Annotated in this window: 17 protein-coding genes and 1 tRNA gene; 11 read left to right on the top strand and 7 right to left on the bottom strand. The window is 71.8% G+C overall.

Features of this window, described 5'->3' with window-relative positions; genetic code table 11:
* Nucleotides 1-38: 38 nt before the first annotated feature.
* Nucleotides 39-119 (bottom strand) — tRNA-Leu (locus tag MT346_RS03065).
* A gap of 100 nt (nt 120-219) precedes the next feature.
* The gene (locus MT346_RS03060) at nt 220-1506 is read right to left on the bottom strand and encodes an MFS transporter (RefSeq protein WP_243561282.1); all 1287 of its coding nucleotides are present in this window, start codon (nt 1504-1506) and stop codon (nt 220-222) included.
* Nucleotides 1507-1550: 44 nt separating this feature from the next.
* Here MT346_RS03060 and mnmA point away from each other — a divergent pair, with 44 nt between their 5' ends.
* The 11 genes from mnmA (at nt 1551) to gap (ending at nt 16763) form a co-directional block, all read left to right on the top strand.
* Nucleotides 1551-2657, top strand: a complete 1107-nt coding sequence (gene mnmA, locus MT346_RS03055) for a tRNA 2-thiouridine(34) synthase MnmA (RefSeq protein WP_243561281.1) — start codon at nt 1551-1553, stop codon at nt 2655-2657.
* 43 nt (nt 2658-2700) lie between these two features.
* Entirely contained in the window at nt 2701-5079 is a 2379-nt protein-coding gene (ligA, locus tag MT346_RS03050; protein WP_243561280.1) for an NAD-dependent DNA ligase LigA, read from the top strand.
* Nucleotides 5080-5292: 213 nt separating this feature from the next.
* The gene (locus tag MT346_RS03045) at nt 5293-6606 is read left to right on the top strand and encodes an alpha/beta hydrolase (RefSeq protein WP_243561279.1); all 1314 of its coding nucleotides are present in this window, start codon (nt 5293-5295) and stop codon (nt 6604-6606) included.
* Between the two features lie 200 nt (nt 6607-6806).
* Nucleotides 6807-9062 carry a transglycosylase domain-containing protein gene (locus tag MT346_RS03040; RefSeq protein WP_243561278.1) on the top strand — a complete coding sequence of 752 codons (2256 nt, stop codon included), beginning with the start codon at nt 6807-6809 and terminating at the stop codon, nt 9060-9062.
* Nucleotides 9063-9308: 246 nt separating this feature from the next.
* Nucleotides 9309-9608 (top strand): Asp-tRNA(Asn)/Glu-tRNA(Gln) amidotransferase subunit GatC, encoded by a 300-nt coding sequence (gene gatC, locus MT346_RS03035; RefSeq protein ID WP_243561277.1) that lies wholly within the window; start codon nt 9309-9311, stop codon nt 9606-9608.
* Entirely contained in the window at nt 9605-11152 is a 1548-nt protein-coding gene (gene gatA, locus MT346_RS03030; RefSeq protein ID WP_243561276.1) for an Asp-tRNA(Asn)/Glu-tRNA(Gln) amidotransferase subunit GatA, read from the top strand. The genes gatC and gatA overlap by 4 nt, the downstream gene beginning before the upstream one ends.
* Entirely contained in the window at nt 11152-12654 is a 1503-nt protein-coding gene (gatB, locus tag MT346_RS03025) for an Asp-tRNA(Asn)/Glu-tRNA(Gln) amidotransferase subunit GatB (RefSeq protein ID WP_243561275.1), read from the top strand. Before gatA ends, gatB begins: the two co-directional genes overlap by 1 nt.
* A gap of 80 nt (nt 12655-12734) precedes the next feature.
* Complete coding sequence (locus MT346_RS03020) at nt 12735-13874, top strand: type III polyketide synthase (protein WP_243561274.1); 1140 nt, start codon at nt 12735-12737, stop codon at nt 13872-13874.
* Entirely contained in the window at nt 13871-14590 is a 720-nt protein-coding gene (locus MT346_RS03015; protein WP_243561273.1) for a methyltransferase domain-containing protein, read from the top strand. Before MT346_RS03020 ends, MT346_RS03015 begins: the two co-directional genes overlap by 4 nt.
* 53 nt (nt 14591-14643) lie before the next feature.
* Nucleotides 14644-15594, top strand: coding sequence for a GlxA family transcriptional regulator (locus MT346_RS03010; protein ID WP_243561272.1), 951 nt, complete (start codon nt 14644-14646; stop codon nt 15592-15594).
* Nucleotides 15595-15752: 158 nt separating this feature from the next.
* Nucleotides 15753-16763 carry a type I glyceraldehyde-3-phosphate dehydrogenase gene (gap, locus tag MT346_RS03005; protein ID WP_243561271.1) on the top strand — a complete coding sequence of 337 codons (1011 nt, stop codon included), beginning with the start codon at nt 15753-15755 and terminating at the stop codon, nt 16761-16763.
* A 172-nt stretch (nt 16764-16935) separates the two neighbouring features.
* Here gap and MT346_RS03000 read toward each other — a convergent pair whose 3' ends face one another.
* The 5 genes from MT346_RS03000 to MT346_RS02980 are packed head-to-tail and all read right to left on the bottom strand — an operon-like array spanning nt 16936 to nt 22605.
* Nucleotides 16936-17943 (bottom strand): BadF/BadG/BcrA/BcrD ATPase family protein, encoded by a 1008-nt coding sequence (locus MT346_RS03000; RefSeq protein ID WP_243561270.1) that lies wholly within the window; start codon nt 17941-17943, stop codon nt 16936-16938.
* A gap of 44 nt (nt 17944-17987) precedes the next feature.
* Nucleotides 17988-19295: a 6-phospho-beta-glucosidase gene (locus tag MT346_RS18305; RefSeq protein WP_243561269.1), complete on the bottom strand. Its 1308-nt coding sequence runs from the start codon at nt 19293-19295 to the stop codon at nt 17988-17990.
* A 7-nt stretch (nt 19296-19302) separates the two neighbouring features.
* A complete protein-coding gene (locus tag MT346_RS02990) occupies nt 19303-20196 on the bottom strand; it encodes a carbohydrate ABC transporter permease (RefSeq protein WP_243561268.1) in 894 nt (297 codons plus the stop codon).
* A 28-nt stretch (nt 20197-20224) separates the two neighbouring features.
* A complete protein-coding gene (locus MT346_RS02985; protein ID WP_243561267.1) occupies nt 20225-21265 on the bottom strand; it encodes a carbohydrate ABC transporter permease in 1041 nt (346 codons plus the stop codon).
* Entirely contained in the window at nt 21265-22605 is a 1341-nt protein-coding gene (locus MT346_RS02980; protein WP_243561266.1) for an extracellular solute-binding protein, read from the bottom strand. The genes MT346_RS02985 and MT346_RS02980 overlap by 1 nt, the downstream gene beginning before the upstream one ends.
* Between the last annotated feature and the right edge of the window lie 137 nt (nt 22606-22742).

Genomic DNA, 22742 nt, shown 5'->3' with positions numbered 1-22742 from the left:
CCGCCGGGGTGATGAGATGTGCGTCGGGCCGTCACCGGTGCGGAAGGAGGGACTCGAACCCTCACGCCTGGGGCACAGGAACCTAAATCCTGCGTGTCTACCGATTCCACCACTCCCGCGAGCACCGACAGCGTACCCGGCCACGTCGGAGCCGGACCCGCGGGGCGGGGCCGACCCGGGCCCCCCGTCCGGTGCGGTGCCGGTGCGGGTGTCCGCGCGTCAGCGCAGCTGGCGGGGCAGGTACCGCGGCACGTACCGCAGCAGCAGTCCCGCGCCGACCAGGCCCAGTACGCCCATCACGCCGCTGGCGACGGCGATCGAGGCGACGGCCGTGATGCCCGAGATGACGAGCGGCGCGGCTGCCTGCCCGAAGTCGCCCGTGAAGCGCCACGCACCCAGGAACGGCGCCGGGGCGTCGCGGGGTGCCAGGTCGGCGCCGAGGGTCATCAGGATGCCCGACCCCACGCCGTTCGCCAGCGACATCCCGATCGCGATGCCGACGAACCAGCCGACGCGGGCGTCGAGGTGGCCGCTCCACGCCAGCAGGAAGTAGCTGACGCTCAGGCCGAGCATGCACGGCAGGGCGCTGGCGAGCCGCCCCCAGCGGTCCATGATCTGCCCGCTCGTGTAGAAGAGCGCGAAGTCGACCGCCCCGGCGATGCCGATCACCAGGGCCGCGGTGGCGTCGTCGAGTCCGACGCTGACGGCCCAGAGCGGCAGGATGACCTGGCGCCCGGCCCGCATCGCGCCGATGAGCGCGGCCCCGCTGCCCATCCGGAACAGCACCCGGTGGTGCTGCCGCAGCGTCCGGAACAGGCCGTGCGACTCCTGCTGCACCAGGATCGCGCCGGTGTCCGTCGCGTCACCGGCCGGGGTGGCGCCGTCCGGACGGGAGGCCCGGCTCGGCCACCGCAGTCCGCGCACGCCCGTCGCGGGGTCGCGGATGACCAGCAGCGTCACCGCCGCTGCCAGGCAGCACACGATGTGGATCCAGAAGGCGCTCTGCGTGGTGCCGGTCAGGTGGACCACCCCGGCGGCGAGGAACGGGCCGACGAAGTAGCCGAAGCGGAAGACGCCGCCCAGGCTGGACAGCGCGCGGGCCCGGATCTGGATCGGGATCGCGGTGGTCATGTACGCGTGCCGGGCGAGCGCGAACACCGCGGTCGAGATCCCCACCAGGAAGACGCCGACCGCCAGCACGACGGGGTTCGGGGCGACCGTGCACACGACCAGCCCGACGATCGACACCAGGGCCGCGCCGATCATCGCGTTGCGCTCGCCGATCCGGGCGACGACGACCCCGGACGGCACGTCGCCGATGAGCTCGCCGACCAGGATGAGCGACGCGACGAAGCCCGCGATGGCCAGCGTCGCACCGAGCGAGGTCGCCGCGATCGGGATGATCGGGATGATCGCGCCCTCGCCGATGGCGAAGAGCGCGGCGGGCAGGAAGCCGGACAGCAGGACGCCGCGGAAGTCGAAGGCGTCGTGGCTGCTGGTGGTCATCGCCCGACCAACGCTACGCCCGGTGCGGGAGTTACCCTGGACACATGCGAGTTCTGGCGGCGATGAGCGGTGGTGTCGACTCGGCGGTGGCCGCGGCCCGGGCGGTGGACGCCGGACACGACGTGGTCGGGGTGCACCTGGCGCTGAGCCGGATGCCGGGCACGCTCCGCACCGGCAGCCGCGGGTGCTGCACCATCGAGGACTCGATGGACGCACAGCGCGCCGCGTCGGCACTCGGCATCCCGTACTACGTGTGGGACTTCTCGGCCCGGTTCAAGGAGGACGTGGTCGACGACTTCGTGGCGGAGTACCAGGCCGGTCGCACCCCGAACCCCTGCATGCGCTGCAACGAGCGGATCAAGTTCGCCGCGCTGCTCGAGAAGGCCCTGGCGCTCGGCTTCGACGCCGTCTGCACCGGCCACTACGCCTCGATCGTCACGGCGGCCGACGGCTCTCGCGAACTGCACCGGTCGGCCGCGTGGGCGAAGGACCAGTCGTACGTGCTGGGCGTGCTCACCGCCGAGCAGCTGCAGCACGCGATGTTCCCCCTGGGTGCCACCCCGTCCAAGGACGAGGTCCGCGCCGAGGCCGCCTCGCGCGGGCTGACCGTGGCGCAGAAGCCCGACTCGTACGACATCTGCTTCATCCCGGACGGCGACACCCGCGGCTGGCTGGCCGACCGCGTCGGGACCGCCCCGGGCGACGTGGTCGAGCGTGACGGCACCGTGGTCGGCTCGCACGAGGGCGCCGCCGGGTACACGGTCGGGCAGCGCCGCGGCCTGGCACTCGGCCGTCCGGCGCCGGACGGCAAGCCGCGCTTCGTGCTCGAGATCCGTCCCAAGGACAACACCGTGGTCGTCGGCCCGAAGGAAGCGCTCGCCGTCACGTCGATGTCGGGCGGGCGGTTCACCTGGGCCGGCGCCGCTCCGGCCGACCCCACGACGCCGTTCCGGTGCGACGTGCAGATCCGCGCGCACGCCGACCCGGTGCCCGCGACCGCCCGGGTGGACGACGGGCTGCTGGTGATCGACGTCGACGAGCCGTTGCACGGTGTGGCGCCCGGCCAGACGGCCGTGGTCTACGTCGGCACCCGCGTGCTCGGGCAGTGCACGATCGACACGACGGTCAGTGCGGTGCCGGTCGACGCCTGACGTCTGGCTGTGGCGGTCGGGGGTTCGCGGTAGAACTGTCGGTATGAGCGAGACCGACGCCACGTTCGAGACCATCGACCCCGCCGAGCTCGACGCAGCCCAGGCGGCGCGCGAGGTCGACCGGTTGCGTGCGCGCGCGAACGAACTCCGCGACGACTACTACGAGGGCAACGGCTCGCCAGTCTCGGACGCCGACTACGACGCCATGATGCACCGGCTCGACGCGATCGAGCAGCGGTTCCCCGAGCTCCTGACCGCCGACAGCCCCACGCAGACGGTCGGCGGCCGTGCCGAGACGACGCAGTTCGCCCCCGTCGAGCACGCCGAACGCATGCTCAGTCTCGACAACGTCTTCTCGCCGGACGAACTGACCGACTGGGCCGTCAAGGTGCAGCGGGACGCCGGAGCCGAGCGCGTCCGGTTCCTGACCGAGCTGAAGATCGACGGGCTCGCGATCAACCTGCGCTACGAGCACGGGCGCCTGGTCACGGCGGCGACCCGCGGCGACGGCGTCGTGGGCGAGGACGTCACCGGCAACGTCCGGACGATGGGCACCATCCCCGACCGGCTGGCCGGCTCCGGCCACCCGCCCCTGGTCGAGGTGCGCGGCGAGATCTTCTTCCCCGTCGAGCAGTTCGACGAGCTCAACGCCAAGCAGCGCGACGCGGGTGAGCGCGTCTTCGCGAACCCCCGCAACGCCGCCGCCGGGTCCCTCCGGCAGAAGGAATCCGGCAAGTCGCCCGCCAAGCGCGAGCTCATGGTCGACCGGCTGCAGCGCCTGCGCATGCTCGTGCACGGCATCGGCGCGTGGCCCGTGCGCGAGCTCGAGCGCGACACCGACGTGCGCTCGCAGTCCGAGGTCTACGAGCTGCTGCACACCTGGGGCCTGCCCACGGGGACGCACCACCGCGTGTTCGACTCCATCGACGAGGTGCTGGGTTTCGTCAGGGACTACGGCGACCGGCGCGCATCGGTGGAGCACCAGATCGACGGCATCGTCATCAAGGTCGACGACCTGGGCCTGCACGAGGAGCTCGGCTCGACGTCCAGGGCCCCGCGGTGGGCGATCGCCTACAAGTACCCGCCAGAAGAAGTGCACACGACGCTGCTCGACATCGTGGTGAGCGTCGGCCGGACCGGGCGGGCGACCCCCTTCGCGGTGATGGCCCCGGCCGAGGTGGCGGGCTCGGTCGTGCGCCAGGCGACGCTGCACAACCAGCAGGTCGTCAAGGCCAAGGGCGTCCTGATCGGCGACACCGTCGTGCTGCGCAAGGCGGGCGACGTCATCCCCGAGGTCCTCGGCCCGGTCGTCGAGCTGCGTGACGGCTCCGAGCGCGAGTTCGTGATGCCGACCGAGTGCCCCGAGTGCGGCACCACGTTGGCCCCGGCGAAGGACGGCGACATCGACCTGCGCTGCCCGAACGCGAAGAGCTGCCCGGCACAGGTGCGTGGACGGGTCGAGCACATCGCTTCGCGCGGGTCGCTCGACATCGAGGGGCTCGGCGAGGTCGCCGCCTCGGCCCTGACGCAGCCGCTCCACCCCGAGGTGCCCCCGCTCGACACCGAAGCGGGGCTGTTCGACCTGACGATGCAGGACATCGTCCCGATCGAGGTCATCGTCCGCGACGCCGAGACCGGCATGCAGAAGACCGACGAGGACGGCACCCCCAAGCGCGTCACCCCGTTCAGCCGTGCCCGCAAGAAGACCGATCCGCCCTTCGACCCGGACGCCCGTGGCGCGGACTACACCGGCGAACCGAGCCGGTACCCGTCCAAGAACGCGTTCGAGATGCTCGCCAACATCGACGCGGCCAAGACGTCGCCGCTGTGGCGCATCCTGGTCGGTCTGAGCATCCGCCACGTCGGGCCGGTCGCCGCCCGGGCCCTGGCGAACCACTTCGGGTCGCTCGACGCGATCCGGTCGGCGTCGCGCGACGACCTGGCTGCGGTCGACGGCGTCGGTGGGATCATCGCCGACGCGCTGCTCGACTGGTTCGAGGTCGACTGGCACCGTGAGGTCATCGACCGCTGGACGGCTGCCGGCGTGCAGTTCGCCACGCCCGGTCACCCCGGCCCGGGTGCCGCCACGACCGAGGACGGCGTCCTGAGCGGCGTCACCGTCGTCGCCACCGGCTCGCTCGAGGGGTACACGCGTGAAGGGGCCCTCGAAGCGATCATCGCCGCCGGGGGCAAGGCCGCGTCGAGCGTCAGCAAGAAGACCGACTTCGTGGCCGCGGGGCCCGGAGCGGGCTCGAAGCTGACCAAGGCCGAGCAGCTGGGCCTGCGCATCATCGATGCCGAGCAGTTCCGACTGCTGGTGACCGAGGGGCCGGGCGCGTTGCCCGAAGCGCAGGCAGCCGAGCCGGAGCAGCCCGTCGACCCGGAGCATCCCGCCGACCCGGAGCAGCCGAGCAGCGACTGACAGGGCGCGAGCGGCCTCGCCCTGTCCGCAAAACGCGGCGCACGTACCGTCGTCCCCAGTGCGGGGGACAAGTTGCATCGGGCACGACCGGATCGGGCCGGTCCTCCGTAAACTCGACGGAGCATCACCTGTCGTCTTCAGGGAGTCGACAGGCAGGCCTTCCCGGGGGAGACCGGTTTGCTGCTCCTCGCCGCTGCTCTGCTCACAGTCTCGATGCACTCCCTCGGAGTGGTCGAGTCGTCCGTCCTGCCCGGCGACACGTCGTCCGCCGTCGTGCACGTGCCGGACACCGACCGGTCGGACACGCCGGCCCGGTCCGACGACCGGGCGAGCCTGGACCGACTGCGTGCGGCGCGCGGCCGGGGTCTGCTCGACGCGCTGGTCGCGGCGACACCCGCGCAGCTGTCGGCCGCCGACCAGGACAGCCGCGTCGTCGCCACCGCGATGGACGAGCCGCCGAGCGCCGCGGTCGTCGCCGCGTGGTGGTCCGGGCTCGACGGCCGGACGCAGACCCGGCTCGCGCGGACCGCACCCGTCGTCGTCGGCTGCCTCGACGGCGTCCCCGTCGCGGTGCGCGACCACGCGAACCGGACGGTGCTGGCGGCGGGGCTCGCCGACCCGCGGACCGACGCGTCGCAGCGGGCGATGCTCGGACAGGTCCGCGACGCCCTGCACCGCGCACCGGGAGCGCCACCGAAGTCGCTCGTCACGCTCGACACCCGCGGCGCCGGTCGCGCAGCCATCGCGATCGGCGACCTGACGACCGCGGCCGACGTCACGGTGCTGGTGCCGGGGATGTTCTTCACCGTCACCGGGCAGATGGACGACTTCATCGCCACCGCGGGGGACCTGTACGACGAACAGGCGACGCTCGCGCCCGTCGCGGCCCCGGCGTCCGGCACCGGCGTGGCCGTGCTGGCGTGGTTGGGGTACCGCACGCCGGACCTGTCGAACGTGCTGTCCCTCGGGCTGGCGGACACGGGGGCGAGCCGACTGGAGCGGACGGTCGAGGGCATCCGGACACTCCGCGACGGCGACCAGCCGCGCCTGGGGATCGTCGCCCACTCGTACGGGTCGACCACGGCGCTGATGGCGCTGGCGTCGGGACGGATGAGCGCGGACAGCCTGACCGTGCTCGGGTCGCCGGGCAGTGACGTCCGGCGCGCATCGGAGCTGTCCGTCGCCGCCGGCCAGGTGTACGTCGGCGGTGCCCACCTGGACCCGGTTGCCGGCTCCGGCTACTTCGGCACGGACCCGGCGGCGTCGTCGTTCGGCGCGACGGTGCTCGACCTGGCCGGTGGGACGGTGGCCCGCGCGGACGGGGACGTGTTCCGGCGCCCGGTCGGCCACAACGACTACCTCAAGCCGGGGACGGCGTCCCTGCACGACGTCGCACTCATCGCCGTCGGCCGGGGCGACCTGGTGCGGGACGCGCTGCACCACCACGGCGGTGACGACGGCGGCGACGTGCAGCCCTCGCTCGACCTGTACCTGGTGCGCCCGCAGGACCTGCAGCCCCGCGACTGAGCCCGGTGACCCGGTCGTCCCGGCCACCGCGGGCTGGACGTGACCGGATCGTGACCGTGGCGGCGGGACGGGCGCGATCCGCGCCTCCAGGCGGTCCGCCCGTCCCGCGAAGCGGTGTCCGTGAACGAACCTGAGGACCGGTGCAGCTTGCGCGACGCTCGGAGCAGTCCCGACCCAGCACGAGTCCTTACCGTGCCGTCATGCGTGTCGTGCGGTGGCCAGGGGCCCTCCTGATGTTCGTGGTCATGTCCGTGCTGGCGGGCCTGCTGGTCGCGGTCGCCGTCACACCCGCCGTCGCGGTCGCCGGCGAGGGCGCCTCGGGCGCGGCCGCGTTCTTCGAGGACCTGCCGAGCTACCTGGACGTGCAGACGCCGCAGCAGGTGTCCACCGTCTACGCGAAGCAGGGCGGGCAGGACGTCGCGATCGCGTCGTTCTACGCCGAGAACCGCACGATCGTCAAGGCGGACGCCATCGCGAAGACGCTGCAGCAGGCCGCGATCGACACCGAGGACCCGCGCTACTACGACGAGGGCGGCATCGACGTCATCGGCACCCTGCGCGGTGCCGCGGCCACCGCCGTCGGCGACGACGTGCAGGGTGGCTCGAGCATCACGCAGCAGTACGTCAAGAACGTGCTGGTGCAGCAGTGCGAGCAGCTGACGGGCAAGGACGCCGCGGCGACCCAGGCCAAGATCGACGCCTGCTACCACGACGCTGCCGGTGTCACCCCGCAGCGCAAGCTGCAGGAGATGCGGTACGCGATCGCGGTCAACAAGAAGTACTCCAAGGCCCAGATCCTGACCGGCTACCTGAACATCGTCGGGCTGGGCGGCCGTGTCTACGGTGCCGAGGCCGGTGCCGAGTACTACTTCGGGGTGCACGCGAAGGACCTGTCGCTCGAGCAGTCGGCCACGCTCGTCGCGATCCTGAACAACCCGTCGAACCTGCGCATCGACCAGCCCGACAACAAGGACAACGGGTCGGCCAACGGTTACGCGGCGACGAAGGAACGGCGCGACTACGTGCTGCGGCGCATGCTCGCGCACCACTCGATCACGAAGGCCCAGGAGCAGCAGGCCGTCGCGACCCCCGTCCAGCCGAAGATCACCGAGACCGCGAACGGCTGCAGCGCGGCCGCGACGAACCACGACGCCGGGTACTTCTGCGACTACGTGCGCGACCAGGTGCTGCAGGACCCGGCCTTCGGCAAGACCTCGGCCGACCGGATCGCGACGCTCGACACCAAGGGCCTGCAGATCCACACCTCGCTCGACCTGGACCTGCAGGCGCAGAGCCAGTCGGCGCTGTCGACGTACGTGCCGACGACCATGGCGGGCGTCGACGCGGGCGGGTCGAACGTCACGGTCGAGCCGGGGACCGGGCGCATCCTGTCGATGGTGCAGAACACGACCTACACGCAGTCGGACGCGGCGACCGCCGGTCAGACCGCGGTGAACTACAGCGCGGACGAGGGCTACGGCAACTCCACGGGGTTCCAGACCGGGTCGACGTACAAGGTCTTCACGCTCGCCGAGTGGCTGGCGAGCGGGCACACGCTGTCCGAGTCCGTCTCGACCACCGAGCACACCTTCCCGCAGTCCGAGTTCACGAACTCGTGCGTCGGGGTGGGCGGTGCGCCGTGGCAGGTCGCGAACGCCGAGTCCGTGCCGGCCTCGATGACCGTGCAGGACGCCACGACCGAGTCGATCAACACCGCGTTCGGCGCGATGGGCAAGCAGCTCGACCTGTGCAAGATCGCCCAGCTGGCGAAGTCGATGGGCATCCACCGTGCCGACGGTGGCACGCTCGGGCAGACCCCGTCGTCGATCCTCGGCGTGAACGAACTGTCCCCGATCGACCTGGCCGAGGCCTACGCCGGCTTCGCGAACGACGGCACGGTCTGCACCCCGACCGCGATCGACTCCGTCACCACCTCGGACGGCACGAAGATCACCCCGACCCCCGCGTCGTGCACGCAGGGCGTCTCACCCGAGGTCGCCGGCACCGTGGACTACGCGCTGCAGGGCGTGCTCAGTGGGAACGGCACCGCCGCCACCGCCAACCCCGGCGACAGCACGCCGAAGTTCGCCAAGACGGGCACCACCGACGGTGACGTGCAGAACTGGTTGGTCGCGTCGAGCACGAAGTACACGAACGCGACCTGGATCGGCAACGTGCAGGGCAACGTGCGGCTGGCGAACTGGCCGTTCCTGCAGGGGACGACCGGGTACAGCGCGAAGTTCGGTGTGGGGAAGTCGATGATGCAGTACCTCGACGCGCACTACGGCGGCGACGCGTTGCCGGCTCCGGACCAGGCGATGATCGGGACGGTACCGACGCCGAAGGCGCAGTCGTCGTCGTCCCAGGGTGGCGACCAGGGCACCCCCGCCGCTCCGGCGACGCCTGCTGCGCCGGCCGCACCCGCCGATCCGGCCGCGCCGACCACCGGGAACTAGGCGCCACCGCGGTCGTCACCGAAGTCGCCGCCGCGGCCGCGGTCGCGGCCGCGGCCGCGGTCGTCACCGGAGTCGTCACCGTCTGGAGGCCCGGTGCCGGTCCGTCGGACCGGCACTGGGCCTCCAGACGGTCCTGCACACTGTCGCGGTCCGGCCCGCTCGTCCACAGCCGACCGACCGCGGGGCGACGTGCTCGGTGCGGACAATAGACTGGTGGCCATTCCACGAACCGATCGACGGAGCACCATGCCTGACATCACGAGCGAGCAGGTCGCCCACCTGGCGGACCTCGCGCGCATCGCCCTCACGCCCGACGAGATCGAGAAGCTGACCGGGGAGCTGTCGCACATCGTCGACAGCGTCGCGAAGGTGACCGAGGTCGCCACGCCGGACGTCCCCGCGACGAGTCACCCGGTCGCGCTGCCGAACGTCCTGCGACCCGACGTCGTCGGCGAGACCCTGACGCAGCAGCAGGCGCTCTCCGGGGCGCCCGACTCCGACGGCGAACGATTCCGCGTGACGGCCATCCTGGGAGAAGAACAGTGACCGACGACATCACCCGGCTGAGCGCCGCTGCGCTCGCCGACGCCCTGGTCGCGCGCGACGTCTCGAGCGTCGAAGCCACGCAGGCCCACCTCGACCGGATCGCGGCCGTCGACCCAGACGTGCACGCGTTCCTGCACGTCAACGAGCACGCCGTCAGCGCCGCGAAGTCCATCGACTCGCGCCGCGCCGCCGGTGACGACCTCGGCGCGCTCGCGGGCGTCCCGGTCGCCGTCAAGGACGTCCTCTGCACGATCGACATGCCGTCGACCGCGGGCTCGAAGATCCTCGAAGGATGGGTCCCGCCGTACGACGCCACCACGGTGAGCAAGCTGCGCCGGGCCGGCATGGTGCTGCTCGGCAAGACGAACATGGACGAGTTCGCGATGGGCTCGACCACCGAGTTCTCCGCCTACGGCCCGACGCACAACCCGTGGGACCTCGGCCGGATCCCGGGCGGATCCGGCGGTGGGTCCGCCGCTGCGGTCGCCGCGTTCGAAGCGCCGCTCGCGCTCGGCTCCGACACGGGCGGGTCCATCCGCCAGCCGGGGGCCGTGACCGGCACCGTCGGTGTCAAGCCGACCTACGGTGGGGTCAGCCGGTACGGCGCGATCGCCCTGGCGTCCTCGCTCGACCAGGTCGGTCCCGTCGCCCGCACCGTCCTCGACGCGGCGCTGCTGCACGACGTGATCGGCGGGCACGACCCGCGCGACTCCACCTCCATCCCGCAGGAGTGGCCCTCGTTCGCTGCCGCCGCGCGCGACGGCCTGCAGGCCGACACGCTGCGTGGGCTCCGCGTGGGCGTGGTCAAGGAACTGGCGGGGGGCGAGGGCTTCCAGGCCGGCGTCGTCCAGCGGTTCCAGGAGACCGTGGCGATCCTCGAGTCCGCCGGTGCCCAGGTGGTCGAGATCGACGCCCCGAGCTTCGCGTACGCCATCAGCGCGTACTACCTGATCCTCCCGGCCGAGGCATCGTCGAACCTGGCGAAGTTCGACTCCGTGCGCTTCGGCCTGCGGGTCACCCCCCAGGACAGCGCCACCGTCGAGGACGTGATGGCCGCCACGCGCGAAGCGGGCTTCGGTCCCGAGGTCAAGCGTCGCATCATCCTCGGCACCTACGCGCTGAGCGCCGGCTACTACGACGCGTACTACGGCAGCGCGCAGAAGGTCCGCACGCTGGTGCAGCGCGACTTCGACGCCGCCTTCGCGCAGGTCGACCTGCTGGTCAGCCCGTCGGCGCCGACGACCGCGTTCCCCCTGGGTGAGCGCCTCGACGACCCGCTGGCGATGTACTTGAACGACCTGACCACCATCCCGGCCAACCTGGCGGGCGTGCCCGGCATGAGCATCCCGAACGGCCTGGCCCCCGAGGACGGCCTGCCCACCGGCGTCCAGCTGATGGCACCGCAGCGCGCCGACGAGCGGCTGTACCGCTACGGCGCGGCGCTCGAACGCCTGCTCGAGCAGCAGTGGGGCGCCCCGCTCATCGACCGGATCCCCGACCTCGACCAGAGTCAGCAGTCGGCAGCAGAGGAAGGCGTGGTCTGATGGCCGCCAAGGACGCACTGATGGACTTCGACGAGGCACTCGAGCGCTTCGAGCCGGTGCTCGGCTTCGAGGTGCACGTCGAGCTCGCGACGAAGACCAAGATGTTCTCCGACGCCCCGAACTTCTTCGGTGGCGAACCGAACACCAACGTCACGCCGGTCGACCTCGGGCTGCCCGGGTCGCTGCCGGTGGTCAACGAGCAGGCCGTGCGCTTCTCGATCAACCTCGGGCTCGCCCTCGGCTGCTCGATCGCCGAGTCCTCGCGGTTCGCCCGGAAGAACTACTACTACCCGGACAACCCGAAGAACTACCAGATCTCGCAGTACGACGAGCCGATCGCGTTCGAGGGCGAAGTCGAGGTCGAGCTCGCCGACGGCACGATCTTCCAGGTACCGATCGAGCGTGCCCACATGGAAGAAGACGCGGGCAAGCTCACCCACGTCGGTGGTGCGACCGGTCGGATCCAGGGCGCCGAGTACTCGCTCGTCGACTACAACCGTGCCGGCGTGCCGCTCGTCGAGATCGTCACCAAGCCGATCTTCGGCGCCGCACACCGTGCCCCCGAGCTCGGTGCCGCGTACGTGCAGGTGATCCGCGACCTGGTGCGCGCGCTCGGTGTCTCCGAGGCCCGGATGGAACGCGGCAACCTGCGCTGCGACGCCAACATCTCGCTGCGCCCCTGGGGCCAGGAGAAGCTCGGCACCCGCACCGAGACCAAGAACGTCAACTCGTTCCGTGCCGTCGAGCGCGCCATCCGCTACGAGATCCAGCGGCAGGCGGCCATCCTGGCCGACGGCGGCACCATCACGCAGGAGACCCGGCACTGGCACGAGGACACCGGTCGGACCTCGGCCGGTCGCCCCAAGTCGGACGCGGACGACTACCGCTACTTCCCGGAGCCCGACCTGCTGCCGGTCGTCCCGGACCCGGCGATGATCGAGGAACTCCGTGCGTCCCTGCCCGAGGCGCCGGTGGCACGCCGACGTCGGCTGAAGGGCGACTGGGGCTTCGCGGACCTGGAGTTCCAGGACGTGGTGAACGGCGGCCTGCTCGACGAGCTCGAGGCCACCGTCGCCGCCGGTGCCCCGGCCCAGGCGGCCCGCAAGTGGTGGACCGGCGAGATCAGCCGTGTCGCCAACACGCGGGACGCGGCCCCCGGTGACCTGGTGTCGCCCGCGCACGTCGCCGAGCTCATCACACTGGTCGAGTCCGGTGAGCTCACCGATCGTCTCGCACGTCAGGTGCTCGAGGGGGTCATCGCCGGCGAGGGATCCCCGTCCGCGGTCGTCGAGTCGCGCGGGCTGAAGGTCGTCTCGGACGACTCGGCGCTGACTGCCGCGGTGGACCAGGCACTCGCCGCGCAGCCGGACGTGCTCGCGAAGATCCGCGACGGCAAGGTCCAGGCCGCCGGCGCCATCATCGGTGCCGTCATGAAGGCCATGCAGGGCCAGGCGGACGCCGCCCGCGTGCGCGAGCTCGTGCTGGAGCGCGCCCAGGCCTGAGCGCCCACGCACGTGTCGACGCGTCCCCGGGGAGCCGTGCTTCCTGGGGGCGCGTCATCGCTCGAGTGACAGGATGAGGCGTGTCCGCAACGATCCGCGCCATCGGTACCGCCGTCCCCACGACGACGCTGCAGCAGGTGGCTGTCCGGCAGCTCTTCGCCGCGCAGCCGGGCCTGGGACGACTCGGCCGGCGGGTGGTGCCCGCGGCGTTCGACGCGTCCCACGTCGAGCACCGGCACACGGTCCTGCCCGAGCTCGACCCCGCGGCCGCGCCCGGACCCTTCCGCGACGCCGACGGCCTGCTGCACTCACCGTCGACGGGCATGCGCAACGACCGGTACCGCGAACTCGCTCCGCCGCTGTTCGTCGCGTCGGCGCGTGACGCCCTCGAGCGCGCCGCGGTCGACCCGGCGTCCGTGACGCACCTGGTGACCGTGTCGTGCACGGGCTTCACGCAGCCCGGGCCCGACCTGGCGATCGTCGAGGAACTCGGGCTGCGGCGCACCGTGTTCCGGCACCACATCGGGTTCATGGGCTGCTGCGCGGCGTTCCCGGCCCTCCGGAGCGCTGCCGCCTTCGCCGAGTCCGACCCGGACGCCGTCGTGCTGGTGGTCTGCGCCGAACTCTGCACGCTGCACGTCCGCGCGTCGGACGACCCCGACCAGATCGTCGCGAACAGCGTCTTCGGGGACGGTGCCGCCGCGGCGGTCGTCACGGCCGACGGCCCCGGGCTCCGGCTCGACACCTTCGCGACGACCCTCGTGCCCGAGGGCGCGTCGGAGATGGCGTGGAACATCGGCGACGAAGGGTTCGAGATGGTCCTCAGCACCGCCGTCCCGAAGCTCGTCGGAGCCACCGTGGCCCAGGCCGTCGCGCCCCTGCTGGACGGTCCCGCCGCCGCAGTCCCGATCTGGGCGGTGCACCCCGGCGGCCGCGCGATCCTCGACCGCACCCAGGACGCGCTCGCCCTGCCCGACAGCGCGATGGCCAGCAGCCGTGCGGTGCTGCGCGACCACGGCAACATGTCCAGTGCGACCGTCCTGTTCGTGTTGCGCGACGCGGTGGACGCCGGGCTCACGGACGGTACGCCCGTGGTGGCGCTGGCCTTCGGACCGGGGCTGACGGTCGAGAGCGCCCGGCTGACCGCGGTGGGGACGAACGCCGCGAGCGCGACCGCCGACGTGATCGCCGAACCGGAACTCGCCGGAGAGCTCCGGTGAGCCGGCCCCGCGGAGCCGAGCCGGGCCTCCCGATCGACCTGAGCACCCGTGACCTGGTGCTCCGCGAGCTGATGGACGACCCCGACTGCGACCCGCGCGCGCTCGAACGGACGTTCCGGCGGTTCGCGGTGGTGAACGCACTGGTGAGCGGGTGGCGTGCCGCCTGGCGGACCCACGTCGTGCCGGCGCTGCCGGCCCATGGGCGCGGGCGGGTGCTCGACCTGGGATGCGGTGGCGGCGACCTGGCTCGCGCGCTCGTGAAGTGGGCGGACGGTGACGGCTTCGACATCGAGGTGGTCGGCGTCGACCCCGACCCGCGCGCCATCGCCGCTGCCAACCGGGCGACGACGCGCGGGGTGACCTTTCGCGAACAGTCGAGTGGCGCGCTGGTGGCCGCGGGGGAGCAGTTCGACGTGGTCGTGTCGAACCACGTGCTGCACCACCTGGACGACGACGAGCGTGCCGGGTTCCTGGCGGACTCGGAACACCTGGCGGCGAAACGCAGCCTGCACTCGGACATCCGCCGCTCGCCGGCCGCCTACCGGGCGTACGCGCTCGGGTCCACGCTCGTCGCTGCCGGCACCTTCGTCCGGGTCGACGGGCTGCGGTCGATCCGTCGGAGCTTCACGCTGCCCGAACTGCATGCCGCGCTGCCGAAGGGCTGGCGCGCCGAGGCCGCGGCACCGCACCGCGTGCTCGCGATCCGCGACGTCTGAGCCGGCGGGACCGGGCAGTCCGGGTCGCACTCGGTGTCGGCTAGCGTCGGACCATGGTGCCTCCACGTCTCCACCGGGTCGCGGTGCTCGTGCTCGACGGAGCGAAGCCGCTCGACGTCGGGATCCCGGCGCAGGTGTTCTCGAACCGGCCGAGCATGCCGTACGAGGTCCGGGTGTGCGGTCCGCACGCGGGGCGGGTCGCCGGTGGGGACGGGCTGGCCTACGCCGTGGACCACGGACTCGAGGCCTTCGACTGGGCGGACACGGTGTTCGTCCCCGGCTACCGGTTCCCGGCCGACACCCCGCCGCCCGAGTCCGTCGTGGCTGCGCTTCGACGCGCGCACGAGCGCGGGGTGCGCATCGCGGCGATCTCGACCGGCGCGTTCGCCCTGGCCGCCGCGGGACTGCTCGACGGCCGACGGGCGACCACGCACTGGCACTACACGCGGATCCTCGGTGAGCGGTACCCCGCGGTCGAGGTCGACGAGAACGTCCTGTTCGTCGACGCCGGCTCGGTCCTGACGAGCGCCGGAGCGGCGAGCGGCATCGACCTGTGTCTGCACCTGGTGCGCCGTGACCACGGGGTCGCGCTGTCGAACCACGTCGCCCGCCGGCTGGTCAGCGCGCCGTACCGCAGCGGCGGGCAGGCCCAGTACGTCCCGCGGAGCGTCCCCGAACCGCTCGGCGACGTGTTCGCCGACACCCGGGAGTGGGCGCTGCGGCACCTGGCCGAGCCGTTGACGCTCGAGGTCCTCGCGCGCACGGCGACGGTGTCCGCCCGGACGTTCTCGCGGCGCTTCGTCGAGGACACCGGGTACACGCCGATGCAGTGGGTGCTCCGAGCGAGGGTGGACCGTGCCCGCGAGTTGCTCGAGCGGACGGACCTGGCGGTGGACCAGGTGGCCGAACGCGCCGGACTCGGGTCGGACGCGAACCTGCGGTCGCACTTCCGCCGGGTGCTCGGCACGACGCCGACGGCGTACCGGCAGACGTTCCAGGACTGAGCCCGACGGGCGGCCCGGGGTCGGCCTCGGGGCAGGGGCCTGGCTGAGCCGGGCCGGGCCGGGCGGCGTTGGCGAGATCCTTGCGGACGATGGCTTCCTTGCCACTGGAGCCGCGCCTCCAGGCCGGTGAGCATGGACAGCGGGACGAAAGGAACCCCATGACCCGCATCGGCATCAACGGCTTCGGCCGCATCGGACGCAACACCCTCCGCGCACTGCTCGCCCGCGGCGGTGACGACCTGCAGGTCGTCGCCGTCAACGACCTGACCGCGCCGGAGACGCTGGCGCACCTCTTCCGCTACGACTCGGCACTCGGCCCGTTCGCCGGCACCGTCGAGGTCGACGGCGACACCCTGGTGGTCGACGGCGCGCCGATCCGCGTCCTGGCGGAACGTGACCCCGCCGCGTTGCCGTGGGGCGAGCTCGGGGTCGAGGTGGTCCTGGAGTCGACGGGGCGCTTCACCGCCCGCGACGCCGCGGCCGCGCACCTGCAGGCCGGTGCCGCACGGGTGCTGATCAGCGCTCCGGCGACCGGGGTCGACGCCACGATCGCGTACGGCGTGAACTCGGACACGTTCGACCCGGCCCGCCACACCGTCATCAGCAACGCGAGCTGCACGACCAACGCGCTGGCGCCGCTGGCCTCGGTGCTCGACGACCTGGCCGGGATCGAGCACGGCTTCATGACGACCGTGCACGCCTACACGCAGGAGCAGAACCTGCAGGACGGGCCGCACCGCGACCTTCGCCGCGCTCGTGCGGCCGGCGTGAACATCGTGCCCACGACGACCGGGGCCGCGAAGGCGATCGGCCTGGTGCTGCCGCGACTGGAGGGCAAGCTGTCCGGCGATGCCATCCGTGTGCCGGTGCCCGTCGGGTCGATCGTCGAGCTGAACACCGTCGTGGCGCGGGACGTCACCGTGGAGCAGGTGAACGCGGCGTACCGGACTGCAGCTGCCGGGCCACTCGCCGGGGTGCTGGCGTACACCGCCGACCCGCTCGTGTCGACGGACATCACCGGGCGCAGCGAGTCGAGCGTGTTCGACTCGCTGCTGACCCGCGTCGACGGGGGCCGCCACGTGAAGGTCGTCGCCTGGTACGACAACGAGTGGGGCTTCTCGAACCGGGTCGTGGACACGCTCGGGATGCTGGCGCGAGCCGCGGCGTAGCGCGCGGCGCGGGTCCGGCGGTGGCTGCGGCTGTGGGCGCTGTCGGTCCGGAAGATCCGCGAAAGCGACAGTTCTTGCCCGGAAGGTGGGCGAGAACTGTCGCTTTTGCGGAGGGGTCCGGCCGTGCGGCGGCGGCGGGGCGGCGGCGCCGCTGCGCCGCCGCGCAGCGCCGCTACGCGATGAGCGCCGTGGTCGACGCGAACGACCGCGACAGCACCGCCGCCCGGTAGCGCTCGAGCGCCTCGGCCGAGGCCCCGACCGACTCCAGCGCCGCGAGCCCCGCACCGAGCACCGGGGGAGCGGTCACCCACGTCGGCTCCGCGCCCGGCACCCGCTCGCGCAGCCCGCCGACGACGGCGTCCACGAGCAACGGGTGCCGCGCGGCGAGCACACCGCCCCCGAGCACCACGGGCACGGCGGCGGATGCCCCGAGACCGAGTCGCTCGAGTGCGACCGACGCCAGCAGCACGATCTCCTCGGCCTGCCGTGCGACGACCCGGGCAGCGACGGTGTCACCGGACGCCGCGACCTCGAACAGCACGGGGCAGAGCCGGTTGAACACACGCTGGTCGAGCCGGCCGAAGTGGACGGCCTCGGTCACCGCGCGGACGGTGTCGAGCCCGAGCGCCGCGGGCACCGCCTGCACGAGCGCGGTCGCGGGTCCCCGCCCGTCCTCGGCGCGGGCGGCGTGCCAGAGCGCACGGTTGCCCAGGTAGGCGCCGCCGCCCCAGTCGCCGGACACGTCGCCGATCGCCGGGAACCGCGCGGAGGCGCCGTCGGCCCGGACCGCCAGCGCGTTGATCCCGGTGCCGCACACCACGGCCGCGGCGTCCGGCGACAGCGTGCCGGCCCGCAGCAACGCGAACAGGTCGTTGTCGAGCACGTCGGGCGCCCCGCCGTCCGCGTCCCAGTGCGCCAGTGCAGCGGTCGCCGCCGTCAGCTCGTCGGGCAGGTCGAGTCCGGCCAGGTACACGTGCGTCGTCCGGATCCGGGCGCCGTCGAGCGCATCGACCACCCGTCCGCGGACGTCGTCCAGGATCGGTCCGGCGAGCTCCCACCCGCGGGTCTGCGGGTTCGAGCCCGGTCCGCGCGCGTGGCCGACCAGGGTGCCGTCGAGCGCGATGGCGACGACGTCCGTCTTGCTGCCACCGCCGTCGACGGCGAGCACCACCTCCGGCACGGTCGGACTGGAGGCCCGGCTCGGCCCCGCCCCGTCGGCGCGGCTCAGCGCGCCCACGTCACCTGCTCCGCTCGCGCCCACGGGATGTGCTCGGCGTTCGCCGCCAGCAGCAGGTCCGTCAGCTGTTCGGCCCTGTCGACCTGGCCGACCAGGGGGTGCGCCCACATCGCGCGCAGCACCCGGTCGCGGCCACCGTGGACGGCAGCGTCGAGCGCGAGCCGTTCGTACGCGGCCACGTGCGACACCAGCCCGACCATGTCCGCGTCGAGGGCGGCGACGGGCAGCGGGGTGATCGCCTGCCGGGTCACGCGGGCGGGGACCTCGATCACGTGGTCGTCGGGAAGGAACGGGAACGTGCCGTCGTTCCGCACGTTGAGCACCTGCACGTCGCCGCGGTCCCCGAGGATCGAGGACAGCACGTCGATCGCGGCCTCGGAGTAGTACGCGCCGCCGCGCTGCTCGAGCTCGACGGGCTTGGTGACGACGGACTCGTCGGCGTACTGCGCCAGCAGGGCGCGCTCGGTCGCCATCACCGCTTCGGCACGGGTGGGTTCGTGTAGCTGTTCCTGCAGCACGACGTCGTGGGCGTAGAAGTAGCGCAGGTAGTACGAGGGCACGGCGTGCTGCAGGCGGATCAGGTCCTGGGGCATGTGCACGCTCTCGGCCATCCGAGCCAGGGCCCCGCCGTCCGGGTCGAGCAGCTCGTCGATGACGTCGCGCTCACGGCCGTCGGCGCCGGTGACGTGCACACCGCGTTCCCACGTCAGGTGGTTCAGGCCGACGTGGTCGAGCCGGACGGCACCCGGAGCGACGCCGTACTCCTGCGCGAAGCGGCGCTGGAACCCGATGGCGACGTTGCACAGCCCGACGGCGCGGTGTCCGGCCTGCAGCAGGGCCCGCGTGACGATGCCGACCGGGTTGGTGAAGTCGACGATCCAGGCGTCCGGCTTGGCGTGCTTGCGGACCAGCTCGGCGTACTCCAGCACGACCGGCACGGTGCGGAGCGCCTTCGCGAACCCGCCGGGGCCGGTGGTCTCCTGGCCGATGCAGCACGCCTCGTGCGGCCACGTCTCGTCCTGCTGGCGTGCGGCCTGCCCGCCGATGCGGAGCTGGAACATCACGGCGTCGGCGTCGGACACGCCCGCGACGACGTCGTCCGTCACGTGCACGGTGCCCGGGTGTCCGGCGTGTGCGAACATCCGCTTCGCCACACCGCCGACGAGTTCGCGACGCACGGGGTCGGGGTCGACGAGCCAGAGTTCGTCGATGGGGAGCTGGTCGCGGAGCCGGGCGAAGCCGTCCACGAGTTCGGGGGTGTAGGTCGAACCGCCGCCGATGACTGCGAGTTTCACTGTGGTGCTATCCCTTCACGCCGGTGAGCGCGATGCCCTCGACGAATGCCTTCTGTGCGAAGAAGAAGATGATGACGACCGGGACCATGACGACGACGGTCATCGCCATCGTCATCGACCAGTCGGTGCCGTGCTGCCCGCGGAACGTGGCCAGGCCGTACGCCACCGGCCACGCGGCCTGGTTCTCCGACGCGTACAGCAGCGGGCCGTAGTAGTCGTTCCACGAGTTGAAGAACATGAAGATCGCCGCTGACGCGATGCCCGGGCGGGCCATCGGCACCACGACGCGCATCAGCACGCCCCACTCGCTGCAGCCGTCCATCCGGGCGGCGTCGCCGTACTCCTTCGGGATCGTCATGAAGAACTGGCGGAGCAGGAAGATGCTGAACGCGTCGCCGAGCAGGTTCGGCAGGATCAGCGGCCAGAGCGTGCCGGTCAGGTGCAGGTGCGACCACATCACGTAGACCGGCACCGCGGTGACCTGCGGGGGCAGGAGCATCGCGACGATGATCACCGTGAAGACCAGGTTCGCGCCCTTGAACCGGATCTGCGCCAGCGCGTAGGCGGCTGGCACCGAGCTCAGCAGCATGAACGCGGTGGCGAGCACGGCGTACAGCGCCGAGTTGCCGAACCACTGCAACAGCGGCACCTCGGTGAACACCCGCACGTAGTTGCCGAGGTCGAACGGCCGGGGGATGATCGACGCCGTCAGGGCCTGGTTGCTCGACATCACCGACGTCAGCACCACGAACACGATCGGTGCGAGGGTCAGGACGCCGATCGCGACGAGGGCCGCGTGCTCGGCGATCCACAGCAGCGGGCTGCGACGGGGACCACGCGCGTCGCCGGGCGCGGAGCCGCGGGGTGCCCGGGCGAGCGGGGACTGGGAGACGGCGGTCATCAGGACTCCTCGGGTCTGGCAGTGCTCATCAGTCGGCCTCCGGCCGGAAGACCGAGATCCGGCGCATCGTGAACACGAGCACGACGGCGGTGACGACGAACAGCACGACGGCCATCGCCGACGCGTAGCCGAACTGGAAGTTCGCGAAGCCGTGCTGGTACAGCAGCTCCGTGTAGGTCAGCAGCGACGTGCCCGGGTACCCGAGCTCGGCTGCGCTCCCACCGCCGATCGTCGCCTTGCCGCTCGCGACACCGGATGCGACCGCGGCCTCGGTGAAGTACTGCAGCGCCGCGATCACCCCCGTGACTGCCGCGAAGCCGATCACCGGCGCGATGGTCGGCAGGGTGATGTGCCGCACCTGCTGCACGCCGTTCGCCCCGTCGAGCGACGCGGCCTCGTACAGGTCACGCGGCACGTCGAGCAGCGACGCCAGGAAGATGATCATGATGTCGCCCATCACCCAGACGCCCATGATCACGAGCGACGGCTTCGACCACGACGGGTCGTTGAACCAGAGCGGACCGTCGATGCCGAACAGCTTCAGGACCTGGTTGACCGGGCCGGTGCCGGGGTTGAACAGGAACACGAAGGCCACGACGCTCGCCACCGGCGGCACCAGTGCGGGCAGGTAGAACAGCGTGCGCCAGAAGCCCGTGGCCGTCTTCGCGCGGCTGAGCAGCCCGGCGACCAGCAGCCCGCAGATGATCCGGACCGGCACCAGGATCACGACGAACCAGATCGTGTTGAGCACGGCCGGGCCGATCTGCGGGTCCTGGGTGAACAGGAACCGGTAGTTCAGCAGCCCGACGAACTGCGGTTCCTGCAGTTGGTTGTACCGCGTGAACGAGTAGAAGATGCTCGCGACCAGGGGGTAGGCGAAGAAGACGATCAGCCCCAGGATCGCGGGAGCCAGCATCGTCAGCGCGACGATGCGGCGGCGGGACTCGGCCGAGCGGGGCCGGCGTGTCCGACCCGTGGGGGGCAGTGGACCCGACCCCGTCGGGCCCGCGGGGCGGGAGGCGCGGGTGGGCCGCGCCTCCCGTCCGGCGGTCTTGGTCGTGGCGCTCATCACGGACCGGCCAGCTGGTTCGCGTTGTCGATGTCGGAGTCGAGCTTCTTGAGCTTCGCACTCAGGTCGCCACCGTTCTCCTGGTACGCCTGCCAGAACTTCGTGAAGGTGCCGATGTAGGCGGCACCGTCCGAGGTGGCGGGCGACGTGATCGTCTTCGGGTCGCCGGCGACGTCGACGAAGGTCTTGTAGTTCTCGTCCACCTCGAGGTCGGGGGACGTCAACGCCGACGTGATGGTCGGGATGTTCTTCAGCCCGTTCGCCATCGTGACCTGCGCGTCGGTGTTCGTCGACAGGTACTTCAGCAGCGCCCAGGCGAGCTCGGGGTTCTTCGAGCCCTTCGCGATGCCGGCCACGTTGCCCGCGATGTAGGTGGAGCCGTAGTTGCCGACCCCGGACATCACGGGCGTCGGTGCGGTGCCGTACTGCAGGTCGGGCTTCTGGTCCTTGATGAAGGCGGTGCGGTACTCACCGTCGATCTGCATCGCGACCTGACCGGTCTGGAACGCGTTGTCGGCGGCGAACTCCTGGCCGAGGCCCGACGTGAACGTCTTGAGCTTGTCGTAGCCGATGGCGTCGACGTAGCCCTTCTGCCACTCGATGAGCTTCTTCCAGGCAGCCGAGGTGCCGATCTCGCTGTTGCCCTTGCTGTCCAGCCACGTGCCGTTGATCATCGGCGAGAAGTGCTCGGGGGAGTTCTCGTAGAAGTCGATGAGCGGGTTGAAGCCCAGCTGCTTGATCGACCCGTCCGCGTTGTACGTCGTCATCTTCAGGCCGTCGGTCTGCAGCTCGTCGAGCGTCTTGGGCGGGCTGGTGATGCCGGCGGCGGCGAAGGCCTGCTTGTTGTACATCAGCGCGCTGACGTCGGCCAGGGCCGGCAGCGTGCACCGGGTGCCCTTGTACGCGGTGTACCCGCGGACGGCCTGCGGGATGTCGGACAGGTCCACCTTGTCGCGCTTGATGTACGTCGACAGGTCGCGGAACGCCCCCGACGAGCAGAAGCTGCCGACGATCGCCGTCGAGTACGACAGCCCGACGTCGATGTTCTGACCCGACGAGATCGCCTTCTGCAGCTTCTCGTCGTCCTGCCCGGCGTGGATGTCGACCGTGACGTCGGGGTTCGCCTTCTCGAAGCCCGCGACGGCGCTCTTGACGACACCGGCCTCGCGCCCCGTGAAGAAGTGCCACAGGGACACGGTGCCCTTGAGGTCCTTCGGTGCGGTCTTGTCGATCGACGACGCGCTGCTGCCGGAGCTGCAACCCGCCACGACGAGCGCGCCCGTGGTGGCGATGGCGGCGGCGGTGAGGATCCGCCGGAGGGTCGGCCTGGGGTGTGACATGCGGTACTCGCTCTCTGGTCTCGCTCCGGAGCGCTGGTCGCCGGCCGACGGGGTCGGTCTGCGGGCGCGCCGGAGAGCCCTCGGACAGGGCTGGCCTTCGGACAGGGCTGGTGTGGTGCCTCGAGTGGTGCGGGTGG

Origin of the sequence: Curtobacterium sp. VKM Ac-2922, assembly GCF_022815645.1 — a bacterium.
Classification (GTDB): Bacteria; Actinomycetota; Actinomycetes; order Actinomycetales; family Microbacteriaceae; genus Curtobacterium.
This window is presented reverse-complemented; position numbering and strand designations above follow the sequence as displayed.

Coding starts and splice junctions, on each gene's coding strand:
- MT346_RS03060 (WP_243561282.1), bottom strand. CDS start 1,506: ATGACCACCAGCAGCCACGACGCCTTCGACTTCCGCGGCGTCCTGCTG.
- mnmA (WP_243561281.1), top strand. CDS start 1,551: ATGCGAGTTCTGGCGGCGATGAGCGGTGGTGTCGACTCGGCGGTGGCC.
- ligA (WP_243561280.1), top strand. CDS start 2,701: ATGAGCGAGACCGACGCCACGTTCGAGACCATCGACCCCGCCGAGCTC.
- MT346_RS03045 (WP_243561279.1), top strand. CDS start 5,293: ATGCACTCCCTCGGAGTGGTCGAGTCGTCCGTCCTGCCCGGCGACACG.
- MT346_RS03040 (WP_243561278.1), top strand. CDS start 6,807: ATGCGTGTCGTGCGGTGGCCAGGGGCCCTCCTGATGTTCGTGGTCATG.
- gatC (WP_243561277.1), top strand. CDS start 9,309: ATGCCTGACATCACGAGCGAGCAGGTCGCCCACCTGGCGGACCTCGCG.
- gatB (WP_243561275.1), top strand. CDS start 11,152: ATGGCCGCCAAGGACGCACTGATGGACTTCGACGAGGCACTCGAGCGC.
- MT346_RS03010 (WP_243561272.1), top strand. CDS start 14,644: ATGGTGCCTCCACGTCTCCACCGGGTCGCGGTGCTCGTGCTCGACGGA.
- gap (WP_243561271.1), top strand. CDS start 15,753: ATGACCCGCATCGGCATCAACGGCTTCGGCCGCATCGGACGCAACACC.
- MT346_RS02990 (WP_243561268.1), bottom strand. CDS start 20,196: ATGACCGCCGTCTCCCAGTCCCCGCTCGCCCGGGCACCCCGCGGCTCC.
- MT346_RS02985 (WP_243561267.1), bottom strand. CDS start 21,265: ATGAGCGCCACGACCAAGACCGCCGGACGGGAGGCGCGGCCCACCCGC.
- MT346_RS02980 (WP_243561266.1), bottom strand. CDS start 22,605: ATGTCACACCCCAGGCCGACCCTCCGGCGGATCCTCACCGCCGCCGCC.